Source organism: Mycolicibacterium tokaiense (assembly GCF_010725885.1).
In the GTDB taxonomy this organism is placed as follows: Bacteria; Actinomycetota; Actinomycetes; order Mycobacteriales; family Mycobacteriaceae; genus Mycobacterium; species Mycobacterium tokaiense.
This window is the reverse complement of the sequence record NZ_AP022600.1, coordinates 3,644,661-3,659,094: the sequence shown is the minus strand read 5'-3', so window position 1 is coordinate 3,659,094 and position 14,434 is coordinate 3,644,661. Positions and strand designations below refer to the sequence as shown.

The 14,434-nt window shown below is 69.1% G+C and carries 13 protein-coding genes; 6 read left to right on the top strand and 7 right to left on the bottom strand.

Annotation, left to right across the window (positions count from 1 at the left end; genetic code table 11):
• Nucleotides 1-96 precede the first annotated feature (96 nt).
• Nucleotides 97-588 (top strand): aminoacyl-tRNA deacylase, encoded by a 492-nt coding sequence (locus G6N58_RS17795; protein ID WP_115277832.1) that lies wholly within the window; start codon nt 97-99, stop codon nt 586-588.
• Nucleotides 589-606: 18 nt separating this feature from the next.
• On the opposite strand, the gene G6N58_RS17790 is transcribed toward G6N58_RS17795, so the two are convergent.
• The 5 genes from G6N58_RS17790 to G6N58_RS17770 are packed head-to-tail and all read right to left on the bottom strand — an operon-like array spanning nt 607 to nt 6,171.
• Complete coding sequence (locus G6N58_RS17790) at nt 607-1,590, bottom strand: ornithine cyclodeaminase family protein (RefSeq protein ID WP_115277833.1); 984 nt, start codon at nt 1,588-1,590, stop codon at nt 607-609.
• Nucleotides 1,591-1,609: 19 nt separating this feature from the next.
• A complete protein-coding gene (locus G6N58_RS17785) occupies nt 1,610-2,536 on the bottom strand; it encodes an ABC transporter permease (protein ID WP_115277834.1) in 927 nt (308 codons plus the stop codon).
• Entirely contained in the window at nt 2,533-3,618 is a 1,086-nt protein-coding gene (locus tag G6N58_RS17780) for an ABC transporter permease (RefSeq protein WP_115277835.1), read from the bottom strand. The genes G6N58_RS17785 and G6N58_RS17780 overlap by 4 nt, the downstream gene beginning before the upstream one ends.
• Entirely contained in the window at nt 3,615-5,168 is a 1,554-nt protein-coding gene (locus tag G6N58_RS17775; protein WP_232067911.1) for an ABC transporter ATP-binding protein, read from the bottom strand. The genes G6N58_RS17780 and G6N58_RS17775 overlap by 4 nt, the downstream gene beginning before the upstream one ends.
• Before the next feature lie 13 nt (nt 5,169-5,181).
• Nucleotides 5,182-6,171 carry a BMP family protein gene (locus tag G6N58_RS17770; protein WP_115277836.1) on the bottom strand — a complete coding sequence of 330 codons (990 nt, stop codon included), beginning with the start codon at nt 6,169-6,171 and terminating at the stop codon, nt 5,182-5,184.
• Between the two features lie 165 nt (nt 6,172-6,336).
• Between G6N58_RS17770 and G6N58_RS17765 the strand changes: the two genes are divergently transcribed.
• Nucleotides 6,337-7,050 (top strand): GntR family transcriptional regulator, encoded by a 714-nt coding sequence (locus G6N58_RS17765; protein WP_068915918.1) that lies wholly within the window; start codon nt 6,337-6,339, stop codon nt 7,048-7,050.
• Between the two features lie 44 nt (nt 7,051-7,094).
• Entirely contained in the window at nt 7,095-7,874 is a 780-nt protein-coding gene (locus tag G6N58_RS17760; protein WP_115277837.1) for a class I SAM-dependent methyltransferase, read from the top strand.
• 21 nt (nt 7,875-7,895) lie between these two features.
• Here G6N58_RS17760 and G6N58_RS17755 read toward each other — a convergent pair whose 3' ends face one another.
• Nucleotides 7,896-10,664: an AAA family ATPase gene (locus G6N58_RS17755; RefSeq protein ID WP_115277838.1), complete on the bottom strand. Its 2,769-nt coding sequence runs from the start codon at nt 10,662-10,664 to the stop codon at nt 7,896-7,898.
• Nucleotides 10,665-10,892: 228 nt separating this feature from the next.
• Between G6N58_RS17755 and G6N58_RS17750 the strand changes: the two genes are divergently transcribed.
• Nucleotides 10,893-11,510, top strand: coding sequence for an SDR family NAD(P)-dependent oxidoreductase (locus tag G6N58_RS17750; RefSeq protein ID WP_435406371.1), 618 nt, complete (start codon nt 10,893-10,895; stop codon nt 11,508-11,510).
• Nucleotides 11,511-11,517: 7 nt separating this feature from the next.
• Nucleotides 11,518-12,291 carry an isocitrate lyase/PEP mutase family protein gene (locus G6N58_RS17745; RefSeq protein ID WP_232067910.1) on the top strand — a complete coding sequence of 258 codons (774 nt, stop codon included), beginning with the start codon at nt 11,518-11,520 and terminating at the stop codon, nt 12,289-12,291.
• Nucleotides 12,292-12,327: 36 nt separating this feature from the next.
• Here the strand turns inward: G6N58_RS17745 and G6N58_RS17740 are convergent, their stop codons facing one another.
• Nucleotides 12,328-13,098, bottom strand: coding sequence for an SOS response-associated peptidase (locus tag G6N58_RS17740; RefSeq protein WP_197746431.1), 771 nt, complete (start codon nt 13,096-13,098; stop codon nt 12,328-12,330).
• A gap of 36 nt (nt 13,099-13,134) precedes the next feature.
• Here G6N58_RS17740 and aroA point away from each other — a divergent pair, with 36 nt between their 5' ends.
• Complete coding sequence (gene aroA, locus G6N58_RS17735; protein ID WP_115277841.1) at nt 13,135-14,430, top strand: 3-phosphoshikimate 1-carboxyvinyltransferase; 1,296 nt, start codon at nt 13,135-13,137, stop codon at nt 14,428-14,430.
• The last annotated feature ends 4 nt before the right edge of the window (nt 14,431-14,434 follow it).

The following is a 14,434-nucleotide window of genomic DNA, read 5'->3' as shown; positions in this document are numbered from 1 at the left end:
TGACCGACAAACCCATGTTGATGGGCGTGATAGTGAGGTCAACAGTGACCGCAGCCGTGCTATTTCCGCGCTCCGCCGCCGGGCTACGCTGACCCGGTGGCAGGCGCGGCAACTCCGGCGATCGCGGCTCTGGTGGCCGCCTCCGTCCCCCACGAGGTGTTCGGATACCAGCATGACCCCCGCAACCAGGCCTTCGGCGACGAAGCCGTCGCCGAGCTCGCGGCAGCCAAGAACGCCGAGGCGGAGCAGATCTTCAAGACGCTGGTGGTCGAGCTTCCGTCGGGGCTCGCGGTGGCGGTGGTGCCGGTGCCCGCCAAGCTCTCACTGAAGGCGGTGGCCGCGGCACTGGGCGCGCCGAAGGCGGCCATGGCCGACAAGGCGGCGGCCCAGCGGTCCTCCGGCTACGTCCTGGGCGGCATCTCACCGCTGGGACAGCGCAAACCACTGCCTACGGTGATCGACGAGACGGCACTGCTGTGGGACACGGTGTGGTGCAGCGCCGGTAAGCGCGGCCTGGAGATAGGGCTGGCACCCGACGACCTCATCACGCTCACCGGCGCCGTGACTGCCGACATCCAGGCGGTTTGACCCCAGCGCGCGGGTTCCTCATCCGCCGAGATCCACCCGGCTGCCGACACCACGCTCAAGCGCCGCGTCCACCAACACGCGGGCGGTGACGAGATCCTGCAGTCCGATTCCCACCGAGTTGAACAAGGTGATGTCGTCGCCGTCGCGACGACCGATACGCGGGTCGACGACGACATCGCCGAGTTCGAGGGTCACGTCGCTGTCTCGCAGGTAACCCTCTGTGATGGCGATGAGGACGTCACCCGATTTGGTGAGAGCGGTCTGGCGGCTGTCCACCACCAGGCGCACCGAACCCATCCCGGGGCCGTTGATCTCACGGTGATCGGCCCGCGGTGGTGCACCGACGGCATTGACGTGCATACCGGGCCGGAACCAGGCCCCTTCGACGATGGGGGTCTGCGACGGGGTGAGGGTGCACAGCACGTCGGCGGCGACAACAACGTCGCGGGGCGAGCCGGCGCGCTCGACGGACAGGTCCAGGTCACCGATCCGGTGACGGAACTGTTCGACAGTGGAATCGTTGCGTGACCACACCACCACCTTCTCGATGGGCCGGATGCGGGCGATGGCGCGGGTGTGTTCGACCGCCAGGGCGCCCGCCCCGATCAGCCCCAATGTCGTGGAGTACTCACGGGCCAGCGCTGCGGTGGCCACAGCGCTGGCCGCCGCGGTCCGCACCGCGGTGAGAAGTCTCCCGTCCAAGAGTGCCTGACATTCGCCGGTTTCGGTCGACATCAGCAGGATCGCCGAACGCTGGGTCGGGAGTCCGCAGGCGCGATTGGCCGGCATGTCGGAGAGCATCTTCACGACACTGCCTCGGTGCCGGGCGGCGGTCGCCACCATGGGTAGCACGGTGGTATCGCCGTGCACCGGGATGGCCGACGGAGCCGGGTTCTGCGCACCACCGGAGCTCAGATCGGCGTGGGCACGGCGCACCGCGTGGTAGACCGCGGTCCGGTCGATCAGTTCGGCGATATCGGAATGGGACAGCACAACAGTCATGGGAGGGACCTCTCCGGCGCTAGACGCGGCCGACATGGGGAACGGCGAGACCGGACGGGGCTCTGCGGCCACCGACGAATCCGCTGATGGCGACGATGGCGATGAGGTAGGGCAACATGACCAGCACGGCATAGGGAATGTCGACGCCCAGCGCCGGCAAAGCGAACTGCATGGCCCTGGCGATACCGAAGAAGATTGCCGCCCAGAGTATTCCGATGATCTTCCACCGACCGGCGATGACGGCGACCACCGCGAGGTAGCCCATCCCCGCGGTCATGTTCTCACTGAAGGACCGCACTTCCGACAGGGCCAACTGTGCGCCGGCCAATCCGCCTGCGCCGGAAGCGATCAGCACCGCGACGACCCGGGTACGGTTGACCGCCAACCCGGTCCACCCGGCTGCGGTGGCATCCTCCCCCACGGCGTCGATCCGGATACCTGGCATGGTGCGGGGAGAGAAGACAAGCGCCAACACGACCACTGCAGCCAGGCAGACGTACCCCAGCGCGGTCTGACCGAACAGGGCAGGGCCGATGACCGGAAGGTCACTGAGCACGGGGATCCGCACATCGTCGAACGCGGGTATGTTCTGGCCACGACCGCCGTCGAGCACGATCCTGGCGCCGAACGTGGTCAACCCCAGCGCCAGGGCGTTGGCGGCGATACCCGTCACGATCTGGTCGGCGCGGAGCCGGACCGAGAGCAGCGCCTGGGCCATCCCGAAGACGAGCCCGGCGAGCAGTCCGGCCACAGCCCCGGCGACTGCCGAACCGGTGATGACGGCGCCCAGTACGCCGGCGAAGGCGCCCGTGAGCATCATGCCCTCCATGCTCAGGTTCAACACGCCGGCACGTTCACTGACCGATTCACCGGCGGCCGCCACCAGCAGAGGGATGGCGAATGCGACTCCACTGGAGACGATCTCGGTGATCATTGCGACGCTCATGCGGGCACTTCCTGACGCGTGGGTACGGCGGGGATCGCCGGGCGAGCGGTGGTCCACCACGCCGCAGCGGCGATGGTGATGATCAGTACGCTCTGCACGACGGTGACGGTCGACGCGGGGACGCCGGCCTCCAGTTGCAGGTTGATACCGCCGGAGACCAGCAGGCCGAACAGCAGCGACACTGCGGCCACGGCGGCCATGGAGCCGCGGGCCAGCAGACCCACCACCAGACCGGCGAACCCGAAGCCCGAGGAGAAGCCGTCGACCAGGATGAACGGCGCGGAGGCGACCAGCAGGCCGCCGGCAAGACCCGCGAAACCGCCTGCTGCGCACAGAGCTTGTGCCCCCGTGCGGTCCACCGGGACGCCGAGGCGCGCGGCTGCCGTCGGCGACAGGCCGATCGCCCGCAGCCGCAATCCTGTTGCGCTGCTGCGCAACATTGTTCCGACGATGACCATGGCCACCACAGCCAGCACAATCGCGATGGTGGCGGGGTTCTTGGCCAGTCCCAGCAGGGGAAGGTGGGCAGCGGCCGCCAGCGGCTCGGACTGCGGCAACGTTTCCGACGACGTGACGGGCTGACGCAACAACGCGGGTTCCTGCACCATCAGCACCACCAACGCCACACCGACGAAGTTCAGCAGCAGCGTGGTGATGATCTCGCTGGTGCCGCGGCGCACTCGCAACCAGGCTGCGACCCCGGCCCACAGGGCTCCGGCGAGCACGGCGGCGCCCAGCGTGAGGGGCAGTCCGACCGCCAGGGGCCAGCGCTCGGGCAGTGAGACCCCCACGGCGGTCGCGGCGATACCGCCGAGGCACAGTTGTCCCTCACCTCCGACGTTCACCAGACCGGCCCGGTAGGCAATGGTGAATCCCGCGGCGACGAGCATCAGCAGGGCCGCGTTGTTGAGTGAGGTGCCGATGGCGAACGGGGATCCCAGGGTGCCGTCCACGAGTGCGTCGACCACGGCAGCCGGGCCGGAGCCGGCCAGCGCGGCCAGGGCCAGACCCACGCAGGCCGAGAGCACCAGCGCTGCGGCGGCCACCACCAGCGGGTGGCGTGGGTGCAGGTTCGGGATCATTGCGGGACTCCTGTCATCAAGGCACCGATTTCGGTTGCCGCGGTGGGTGAATCCGTGCTGACGCTGCCGTGCAGCTGTCCCCGGTAGGCGACCACCACGCGGTCGCAGACGGTGATGAGCTCGTCGATCTCGGTCGAGGTGACCAGTACCGCGGCGCCGCTGTCGGCGGCGTCACGCAACCGGTTCAGGACAAAGGCGACGGCGCCGGCGTCCAGCCCTCGGGTCGGCTGTGCGGCGACCACCGCTCGTAGACCGGGCGTGGACAACTCACGCGCCAGCACCACCTTCTGCTGATTGCCCCCGGACAGCGAGGCCATGGTGGCGTCGGGCCCCGAGGCGCGCACCGAGTACATGTCGATCGCGGTGTCGGCATCGGCGCGCATCCGGCGGCGATCGAGCAGACCCCACCGGCGGTAGGAGCGCAGCCGGGGCATGGCGATGTTCTCCGCGACGGTCATGTCCGCGACCATGCCGTCGGCGTGGCGATCCTCTGGGATCACCGCGAGTCCCGCCGCGGTGCGTTGTGCCGCTGTCGCGGTGCTGAGGTCCTGATCGCCGATCCGTATCGAGCCGGATTCAGCCCGTAGCACTCCGGCGAGGACTGCCGTCAGCTCGGACTGCCCGTTGCCCTCGACTCCGGCGATCCCGACGATCTCGTTCTCACCGACCTCGAGGTCGACGTCCGCGAGGGCGGTGCTCCCGTCCTTGCGAATCACGGTCAGGCCGTTGATCTCGAGTCCGGCGGCCGCCGACCCGTCGGTCTGCCGCAGACGCTCGGTCCGCGCCACCCGTGTGGTGTCTCCCAGCATCAGGTTGAGCAGCTCAGGCAGCGCAGCGTCGGAGACCGCACCGCCACCCACCACGGTGCCTGCGCGCAGGACAGTGGCCTCATCGGCGGCGCGGGCCACCTCACCGAGTTTGTGGGTGATCAAGACGACGGATTTCCCGTCGGCGGTGAGCGCGGCGCAGGTCGCGATCAGCGCGTCGATCTCGCGGGGATCCAGCACGGCGGTGGGCTCGTCGAGCAGGATCAGCTGTGGGTCACGCAGCAACGCCTTGACGATCTCAACACGTTGCCGGGCTCCGACGGTGAGGTCGCCGACCGTGGCGCGGGGGTCGACGGTCAGACCGTAGGCGTCCGCAATCCGGTCCAGGTCTCGGGACAGTGTGCGGCGCGGCGGGCGGAAACCGTCGCGTCCCAGCATCAGATTGTCGGCCACGGTCATGGTGGGTATCAACGAGAAGTGTTGGTGCACCATGGCTACACCGGCGGCCAGCGCTTCGGCCGGATTGCGGGGGTGGTAGTCGGCGCCGGCCAGCGTCATCGTGCCGGTGTCGGGAGCCACGGTGCCGAAGATGCTGTTGCACAAGGTCGATTTCCCCGCACCGTTCTCCCCGAGAATGCAGTGCACCGAGCGCGGCTTCACGGTCAACGTCACCTGGTCGAGGGCCCGCACCGGCCCGAATGACTTCCCCACCCCGGTGAGTGCCAGAAGTGCTGCGTCGGTTGAGGTGTGCGCGGTGGCCATGCTGTCTGTGGCGATGGTCATGGTCGCGGATCCGTCAGTAGGGGGTGATGGAACCGGCGATGATCGCGGCTTCGGCCTTCTCCACCGCGGCAGCCACGGCTGGGTTGTCCGAACAAACCACAAAATCGCTGCCGCCCTTGTCGGTGGTGACGCCGAACGGCACCTGCTCGGCAGCCCAGCTGCCCTCGAGCGTCGACGACACCGCGTACTCGATCTCGGTGCCGATGTCGGTGCGCACGAAGCCGCCGTAGACTCCGGCGCACTCGCCGGGAATCGGTCCTCCGATCATCCGGTTGCCGGATTCGGCGGCAGCCTGCTCCATGCCCTGCTTGCCGAGGTTGACGATCTGACCCAGTACATCGGCGCCACCGGCGTAGGCGGTGCCCGCGGCCTGCTTGGCCTTGGCGGGATCGTTGAAGTCGCCGACGTACTGGGGCGCCAGGACCGTGACATCTTCTCTGGTGAACCGAGCACCGTTGCCGAATGCCTTGGCTGCATTGACGATTGCGGGCAGTTCGACGCCGCCGATGAACCCGACAGTACCTGTCTGCGAGAGCGCGGCTGCGGCGGCCCCGGACAGGAACTCGGCCTCGGCCTGTTGGGGATCGTAGTAGGCCAGATTCGACATCGGTTCGGCATCCGAGGGTCCGCCGATCTCGACGAACTTCACCTCGGGGAACTGCGGAGCGATCTTGCGGACATCGGCGTCTGTCTGGCCGCCGACCGAGATCACCAGGTCGTTCTGCGAGGCGAAGCGCTGCAGCGCCTGCTGATAGTCGGCGGCGGCCACCTGCTCGACGTAACTGACGTCGACCTGGTCGCCGTACTTCTCGACGATCCGTTGGTAGCCCAGGAATCCGGATTGCATGAAGCCGGTGTCGTTGATGGACCCCGGCAGGAACACACCGACCGACAACGCGTCGTCGTCGCCTGCGGTGTCCGCCGAACTACAGGCAGACAGGCCGGCGGCCGAGATCGCGGCGGCGAGCAGCGCCGATGTGGTGCGTAAACCGATACTTCCCATAGCAGTTCTCCTGGCGTCGTTGGCATTCCCTTAGCGGTATACCGTTAAGAAAAGCTTCGGCCCGGACTATTTCCTGCCGGTTAATCCGTCGTAATGATCGAGTTACTGGTATACCCTTATGACTCACCCGGTTATGCTCGTGAGCCGGAGCAGGAAGGAGGGGACGTGACCGCGGTCAGCGACCACGCCCGTAGACCCCTACGTGAGCACGCGTACGACGAACTGCGCGCACGGATCGTGGGGTTGGAACTCGCGCCGGGAACCCGGCTGATCGAACGCGACCTCGCCGAAGAACTCGCAGTGTCTCGAATCCCGTTGCGCGAGGCCATGCAACGCCTGCAACAGGACGGTCTGGTGGTGGTCGTGCCGCGTCAGGGCGCCATCGTCTCGCCCTTCACCGTCGACGACGTGCGCGATCTCTTCGACGTCCGGGAGAGCCTCGAGGTGCTCGCGGCCCGCTTGGCGGCCGAGCGCGCGGATCAGGCCGGCCTCGACGCCCTGGAGGCACAGCTGGACACTGCCCGCGAGGCCACCAGGAACCAGGACCGCCCCGCCATCGCCGCTGCCAACGCCGGTTTCCACACCCTCATCGTCGACCTGGCCGCCAATCCTCTGCTGGAATCGATGCTGCGGCCGCTGGGCGCGCGCACCCAATGGCTGTTCCACCTGACCGGCGACCGCGATCCCGGCGTGCAATGCCTCGAGCACGAGGAACTGCTGGCTGCCATCGCCGACCACGATCCCGACCGGGCCGCCGAATCCGCGTTTCACCATGTGCATTCGGGGCGCGAAGCCAGCTTGGCGATGGCCGCAGAGTGGTCGCGTACCGACCTCGACCCCGTGGCGTTGACCAAGAGTCGCCGGCGGGGGCCGAACTAGTTCTGGGCCCCCACCGCCCAGCCCCGGCTTGTAGCGTTGACGCCATGTCATCAACGCTCTGGTCCGCCGGTCGCTATGAGGCGGTCGCCCAGCACATTGCCCCGATCGCCGACCAGGTGGTCGCCGCCGTCGACGCACGCACACCCGTGGCCGGTTGCGCGCTGGTGGATCTGGCCTGCGGAACCGGAAGCGCCGCCATCGCCGCGGCCCGGACCGGGGCGCAGGTCACCGCGCTGGACATCACCCCGGAACTGGTGGCTCTCGGCGAACACAAGGCCGCGGCAGCCGGGTTGACGATCAACTGGCGCGTCGGCGACGCCGCCGCCACCGGGTTGCCCGAGTCCTCCTTCGACGCGGCGGTGTCCAACATGGGCATCATCTTCGTCGCGCCGGACGCTCAGGTGCCCGAGCTGGCCCGCCTCCTGCGCCCCGGCGGTACCCTCGCCTTCTCCTCCTGGGTCCGCGACACGGTGAACCCGTTTTTCGACCCCGTCATCGCTACCCTGGGGACCCCACCGAGCCGCGGGCACACCCCGGACCAGTGGGGCGATCAGGACACCGCCGCACAGCGTTTGTCCGAATACTTCGACAACGTGCAGTTCGATGCCGGCAAGATCCGCTGGCTTTTTGAATCCCATTCCGCAGCACTACGATTCGTCACCGCCGAGTCACCCATGCACGTCGACATCTTCAGCCGCCTCGGTGACGAGCAGGCCACCGCGCTGACAAAGGCCTTCAGTGACGCGCTGGCCGCGCACACCGGCGACGACGGCACGGTCGCTTTCGATGCGTCCTACGTGGTGATCACGGCGACGCGGCGCTGACCGGCAGGACTAACGGCGCAGCTACTTCGCGCGACCGGAGTTCAGCTTTGTCCGCAGATCGCGACGTGACCGAATACCCAACTTGGTGAACACCTTACGCAGATGCCATTCCACCGTGTGCGCGCTGATGAACAGTTGCCCCGCGATCTCCTGGTTGGTCAGGCCCTGGCCGGCCAGCTCGGCGATCTGCTGCTCCTGCGGGCTCAGTTCCTCCCCCGCGGCGGTGGGTTGCTTGCGCGTTTTCTGTCCGCTTGCCTGCAGCTCCCGGCGCGCCCGCTCGGCAAACGCGGCCGATCCCATCGCCAGGAATTCCCGATGGGCGGTGCGCAGTGGTTCCCTGGCCACGGTCACGGGGCCGTTGCGCCGTAACCACTCCCCGTACAGGAGCCAAACCCGCGCCAGGTTCATCCGTTGTGCGGTGGACCCGAAGTGCGCCAACGACTCCCGATACAGCTCCTCGGCGCGCGGGCCGGCGCTCAGCAACGCCTGCGAACGTTTCAGAGCGCCCAGCGCCCGGGGCGTCCCGGCGGCTTCGGCGCGTTCTCGCAGCTGCGCCAGGCACGTCTCGGCGTACTGCCTGTTGTCGCACCGGACGGCGGCCTCCACCGACTCGACCAACAGCTCGTTGTAAAAGCCCAGATCGTCGTACTCCAGGCCGCTGCGGGTCGCGGCCAGCGCGTCGTGGTAGCGACCCGTTGCGTTGTTCACCACCGCGATCGCGTAGTGGGCCAGTCCGACCACCCGGCTCTCACCGCGGGCTTCGCCCGTCTCGGTGGCCGCGGCGGCCAGTCGGGTGACCTCCGCTTGATCGCCCTTCCACGCCGCTACCAGAAGGCCGTGATACTTCAGCGGCACGTAACTGATCGCCATCGACAGATCGTTGGCCTCGGCCACAACTGCGGTGGCCGTGGTCAATTCACCGTTCTCCGAGAGTGCGCCCGCGCGCGACAGCAGCGCTGCGGGCAGCGGCGCCAGCGTCCCGCTCTCGGTCGCTGCCGCCACCGCATGGTCGGCGATCACCGGCCAGCGGTCGTCGAAGGTCTCGTGGACCAGGCAATCGTGGGCCAGCGGAAACGCCTGCCAGAACCAGCCCCGCCCGGTGCGCGTGGATTCGATGACGGCCTCCAGAGCGCGGCGCATTGCCGGCATGGCCGCCACCGGACCCAACGCCAGGCGGTCGGCGAACGCGTGCGTCACCAGGTCCAGCGGAGTGCGCGGCGGCAGGTGCGCCAGGGCTGTCCGGGCCTGGATTGCCATCTCGGTGCTCAGCGTGCCGCCTCCACGGCCGACGTACATGGCGGCGGTGAGGGCTTCCAGATAGGTCTCGGTGGCCAGCGCCGCGTCGAGTGGTTCGAGTTCACGGGCCACCGAGGTGAAGCGCGTGACCGCCTCGCGCAGGGCGGTGGCATCCCCGGAGGACCGCGCATCCGCGAAGTCCACCCGGGTCCGCAACTGCGCCAGCCGAGCTCGCTGCAGCGCCGTCACCGGCCCGAGTTCGGCGGTGGCCAGCAGTCGGCGCGCCAGGTCGAAAGACGCGATCTCCCGGTGTGCCTCCGCGGCCACCAGCGCTCGACTGCTGCGTAGCGCCGGATCCGGGGTGAGTTCCACTGCGCGGCCGAGAAAGGCGGCGACGGCGGCCGTTCCGCCGCGTTGCCGTGCACGACCGGCGGATCGTTCGAGATCGCCGGCCACCTGCTCATCCGCCTGCTCGGCGGCCAGCGCGCGATGCCAGGCGCGGCGGTCGGGATCGACATCGGGGTCGGTGGCGGCAGCCAATGCGCCATGGGCCCGGCGCCGCTGCTCGCCAGCGGCGATCCGGTAGGCCACCGAACGTGCCAGCGGATGGTGGAACTGTGCCCGGGTGTCCAGGTGGATCAGTCCGGCGTCCAGGGCAGGCGTCAGTGCGGCCGGGCCGATCTTCAGTTGCGCCAGCGCGCGTCGTAGCAGGGCGGGATCACCCACCACGTCCGCCGCGGCGACCAGCAGGGCCGTCCGGGTCTGGTCGGGCAGCGCCTCGAGCACACGCTGGTAATGCGCCTCGATGCCCGCGCTGACCGGCTGCGCCGGCGCGTGGTGCGTGACCGGATAGGTCTCGGCGAACACCGGAGTCTGAGACAGCGCCAGCGGATTTCCTCTCGACTCCGCCACAATCCGATCCAGGACGGCCGGATCCACCCGCCCGGGCAGAACGGACTCCAGCAGAGCGCGTGCGTCGGTGTCGGACAGGCCCGTGACGGTCAGTGTCGGCAGCCCCGCGGTGCCCTCGATCGGGGTGCGCGAGGCGAACGCCACCCCGACGGATTCGGCCTGCAGCCGGCGCGCGACGAAGAACAGGGTCTGAGCCGACACGTGATCAAGCCAGTGCACGTCGTCGATGACACACAACACCGGCTGCTCGGATGCCGCGGCCGCCAACAACCCCACCACCGCCAGCCCCACCAGGAACCGGTTGGGCGGCGCGTTGCCGTCACCGAGACCAAACGCCTGCTCCAGTGCCTGGCGCTGGGGCGACGGGAGGCCGAACCGGTGATGCAGCACCGGGGCGCACAGCTGCTGCAGCCCCGCGAATGCCAACTCCATGTCGGATTCCACGCCAGCAGCGGTCAGGACGGTGAAGCCCGCCGCGCAGTCGCGCAGATGGTCCAGCAAGGCCGTCTTGCCGATTCCCGCCTCACCGAGCAGCACCACGACTTCGCTGGCGCCCGACCGGACCGTGTCGACCAGATGCTCCAACGCGCGACATTCCGCCGCGCGGCCCGGCAGAGCGCTGCCCCGCTGGTCGGAGATCATCGTCACGGTCGCGCCGTCTCACCTCACCGCTCGCCGGCGTGCGTACGTGCGCCGGGCTCTGGATGCGACCGGCGCCGCCGGCCGCGGTACCAGCAAATCCTCGCACGCCGGCCCTCCACGTGCAGCGGCACCCGGACTACGCGTTTCCCGTGGTCCCCGTGGCGCGCGGCGGTGCCAGAGTCGATCCTGGCTCTCGACCGCGGGGCCGCCGCACAGAGGGACGAGACCATGGCCGCGATGGACTTCGCCGGGAAGACCGCAATGGTGACCGATGGGTGTTCCGAAATCGGGTTCGCCAGCGCGCGGCTGCTCAGCCGTGCCGGCGCCCACATCGTCGTCAGCGGCAGCGATTCCCGCCTCGGCAAGCGCGCCGCCGCGGCCATCGGAGCGGGCACCCAGTTCGTCACCGCAGACCTCGCCGACCTCGGCTCGGTTGATCACCTGGCTCGTCAGATGCCCGTCGACGTCCTGGTGAACACCGCGATGGTGCACGACTTTCCCACCGTGCGCGGTCTCTATTTTCTGGTGGCGGCCGTGGCTCCCGGCATGCAACGCCTCGGCGGCGGTGCGATCGTGAACCTGACGACCGGCAATTCCGCGGCCGCGGCGATGGTGGCCGCCTTGACCCGCACGTGGGCCGTCGAATTCGCCGCCGCCGCAGTCCGGGTCAACACCGTTGCCGCGGCGTTGCCGCACACCGCGGCCGCATGTCCGCTCGGACGTGGCGCCTCGCCCCTCGAGATCGCGCACCCCATCGTCTTTCTCGCATCGTGGCGCGCCGGCGCCGTCAACGGCATCATCTTGGATGTCGACGGCGGAGCCGCGGCCACACCATCAACGAAATGAGAAAGAGTTGAGTCAGTCACGTCCTGCGGACCTCGCCGAAACGCTCCTGGGCCTGCACGTCCCCGGTGATCCCGTGGTGCTGCCGACCGTCTGGGACGTGTGGTCGGCCGAGGTGGCCGCCGACGCCGGCTTCCCCGCCCTCACCGTGGGCAGCAAGCCGCTGGCACATTCCCTGGGCAAGACCGACCACGAAGGGATGCGGTTCACCGACGTCCTCGATCGGGTTGCGGCGATCGTTGCGGCAGTGCAACTCCCGGTGTCGGTCGACGCCGAATCCGGGTACGGACTCGGCCCCGGGGAGATGATCTCCGGCCTGCTCGAGGCCGGGGCGGTCGGCGTGAACATCGAGGACACGGTGCACAGCGACGGCGGCCGACTCCGGTCGTCTGCCGAACTGGCCGACCTGGTGGCAGCCTTGCGCACCGCGGCCGACAGCTGTGGAGTCCACGTCGTGATCAACGCCAGAACCGACGTGATCCTGCACCAGCTCGGCGAGGAGTCCGACCGGGTGGACCGGGCAATCGCCCGGTTGCGGGAGGCCGCCGCGGCGGGCGCTGATTGCCTCTACCCGATCGGGTTGCACGACAACGACACTCACCGTCGGCTGGCTACGGAGTTGCCGTTGCCGGTGAACGCCGTGGTGCGACCGGACGAGGCCGATGTGACCGCGCTGGCGGCACTGGGCGTGGCGCGCATCAGCTTCGGCCCGTTCCTGCAGACCGCCTTGACGGCCAGGGCTACCGACATCTTGAAGCCGTGGAGTCCCCGGGCGAGGGGCTGATGAACCCAGGGCGCCGGACGTCCGGCGGCGTGGAGCCTAGAGCAGGACACCCTGCTCGGGCTGCGGCTCGGCCGGCTCGATGAGCTCGGGTCCGTTGTTGCGGATGTTGTTCACCAGGGTCGACACCTCGCGGATGGCGATGCGGTCCAGGTCGCCGTGCCCGCGCAACAGACCCTCGTCGACGGGGGCGTCGGGGTCGAGCCAGCGGTCCCAGTCGGGCGCGCTGATGGTCAGCGGCATGCGGTCGTGGATCTCGGCCAGCGGGCCGGCCGCGTCGGTGGTGATGATGGTGCAGCTGACCAGCGGCGGGCTGTCCTTCGGCGCACCCTTGGGCCGCCACGTCGACCACAGACCCGCCATGAAGAGCAACTCGCCGTCGTCGCCGTACATGTAGAACGGCGTCTTCGGGGTCTTCTTGCCCGGCTCGCCGTTGGGTCGCCATTCGTACCAGCCGTCCATCGGGACCAGGCAGCGCTTGCTCTTGGCCGAGTTGCGGAACGCCGGTGAGTCGGTGACCTTCTCCGCGCGGGCGTTGATCAGCAGCGGGCCCTTGTTGTCCGGGCTGCCGTCCTCGGCGGTTTTCGCCCACGGCGGGATCAGGCCCCAGCGCATGGACCGCACGCGGCGGGTCGACTGGTCGTCAGGCTCGGAATGGCGTTTGACCACGGTGGTGATGGTCTGGGTGGGCGCCACATTGAAGTTGGGGCCGGACTTCGCCCCTGTCGACGTCTGGGTCGCTTCGTCGAGCGCCTTGATCTTCTCGGCCAGCAGAGCCGGGTCGGTGGTGACTGCAAATCGTCCACACATGAACACCATGGTTCCAGAAAGGGCCGACAAGGCAGGATGGGAACGGTGACGACATGGCCCGCCCCCTGCACCCCGACGCCCGTGCACGCCACCGTCGCGATCCCGGGCTCGAAATCGCTGACCAACCGGACCCTGATCCTGGCCGCGCTGGCCGCCGCACAGGGCCAGGGCACCTCCACCATCAGCGGCGCGCTGCGCAGCCGCGACACCGACCTGATGATCGGCGCGCTGCAGACGCTGGGGTTGACCGTCGAGGGCCATCTGTCCGAGCTGACCGTCAGCGGCGGGCTGTCCCCCGCCGACGGCGCCACCATCGACTGCGGGCTGGCGGGCACGGTGCTGCGGTTCGTCCCGCCGCTGGCCGCCCTGAGCACCGCGTCGGTGGTGTTCGACGGTGACGAGTACGCCCGCAAACGCCCCATCGCACCGCTGCTGGGTGCGCTGCGGTCCCTCGGCGTGGACATCGACGCCGACGCCATGCCCTTCCGGGTCGCCGGCGGTGGCGCCGTCAAGGGCGGCACCGTCGAGATCGACGCCTCGGCGTCCTCGCAGTTCGTCTCCGGCCTGCTGCTCTGCGGCGCGGCCTTCGAGGAGGGCGTGACCGTGGTGCACACGGGTGAGTCGCTGCCGTCGATGCCACATATCGCCATGACGACGGCCATGTTGCGGCAGGCCGGGGTCCGGGTCGACGACTCGACCCCTCACCGATGGCACGTCGCCCCGGGGCCGGTGGCCGCTCGAAGCTGGGATGTCGAACCCGACTTGTCCAACGCTGTTCCGTTCCTGGCGGCGGCGGTGGTGTCCGGCGGCAGCGTGCGCATCACCGGCTGGCCCACCCCCAGCCTGCAGCCCGCCGACACCATCACGCGCCTGCTCGGGATGCTGAACTCCACCACCACACACGCCGACAACCATCTGGAGATCTCCGGGTCCGCCGAGTACGGCGGGTTCGATGTCGACCTGCGCGACGTCGGTGAGCTGACCCCCACGGTGGCCGTGCTGGCCGCTCTCGCCACCCCGGGTTCGGTGTCCCGGCTGCGGGGCGTGGCTCATCTGCGCGGCCACGAGACCGATCGCCTGGCCGCATTGACCGCCGAGCTCAACGGGCTCGGCGGCGACTGCCGGGAGACCGAGGACGGCCTCGAGATCACCGCCACCGTGATGCACGGCGGCACCTGGCACTCCTACGCCGATCACCGGATGGCGACCGCGGGCGCCCTGATCGGCCTGCGGGTGTCCGGGGTGGAGGTCGACGACATCGAGACCACCTCCAAGACGCTGCCGGACTTCCCCCAGATGTGGTCCGGCATGCTGGCCGGCCAGGACTTCTGACCCG

What these genes read in the sequence shown, in the direction of transcription:
- G6N58_RS17790 (WP_115277833.1), bottom strand. Translation starts at nt 1,590, where the DNA reads ATGACTGTTGTGCTGTCCCATTCCGATATCGCCGAACTGATCGACCGG.
- G6N58_RS17785 (WP_115277834.1), bottom strand. Translation starts at nt 2,536, where the DNA reads ATGAGCGTCGCAATGATCACCGAGATCGTCTCCAGTGGAGTCGCATTC.
- G6N58_RS17780 (WP_115277835.1), bottom strand. Translation starts at nt 3,618, where the DNA reads ATGATCCCGAACCTGCACCCACGCCACCCGCTGGTGGTGGCCGCCGCA.
- G6N58_RS17775 (WP_232067911.1), bottom strand. Translation starts at nt 5,168, where the DNA reads ATGACCATCGCCACAGACAGCATGGCCACCGCGCACACCTCAACCGAC.
- G6N58_RS17770 (WP_115277836.1), bottom strand. Translation starts at nt 6,171, where the DNA reads ATGGGAAGTATCGGTTTACGCACCACATCGGCGCTGCTCGCCGCCGCG.
- G6N58_RS17760 (WP_115277837.1), top strand. Translation starts at nt 7,095, where the DNA reads ATGTCATCAACGCTCTGGTCCGCCGGTCGCTATGAGGCGGTCGCCCAG.
- G6N58_RS17755 (WP_115277838.1), bottom strand. Translation starts at nt 10,664, where the DNA reads ATGATCTCCGACCAGCGGGGCAGCGCTCTGCCGGGCCGCGCGGCGGAA.
- G6N58_RS17750 (WP_435406371.1), top strand. Translation starts at nt 10,893, where the DNA reads ATGGCCGCGATGGACTTCGCCGGGAAGACCGCAATGGTGACCGATGGG.
- G6N58_RS17740 (WP_197746431.1), bottom strand. Translation starts at nt 13,098, where the DNA reads ATGTGTGGACGATTTGCAGTCACCACCGACCCGGCTCTGCTGGCCGAG.
- aroA (WP_115277841.1), top strand. Translation starts at nt 13,135, where the DNA reads ATGGGAACGGTGACGACATGGCCCGCCCCCTGCACCCCGACGCCCGTG.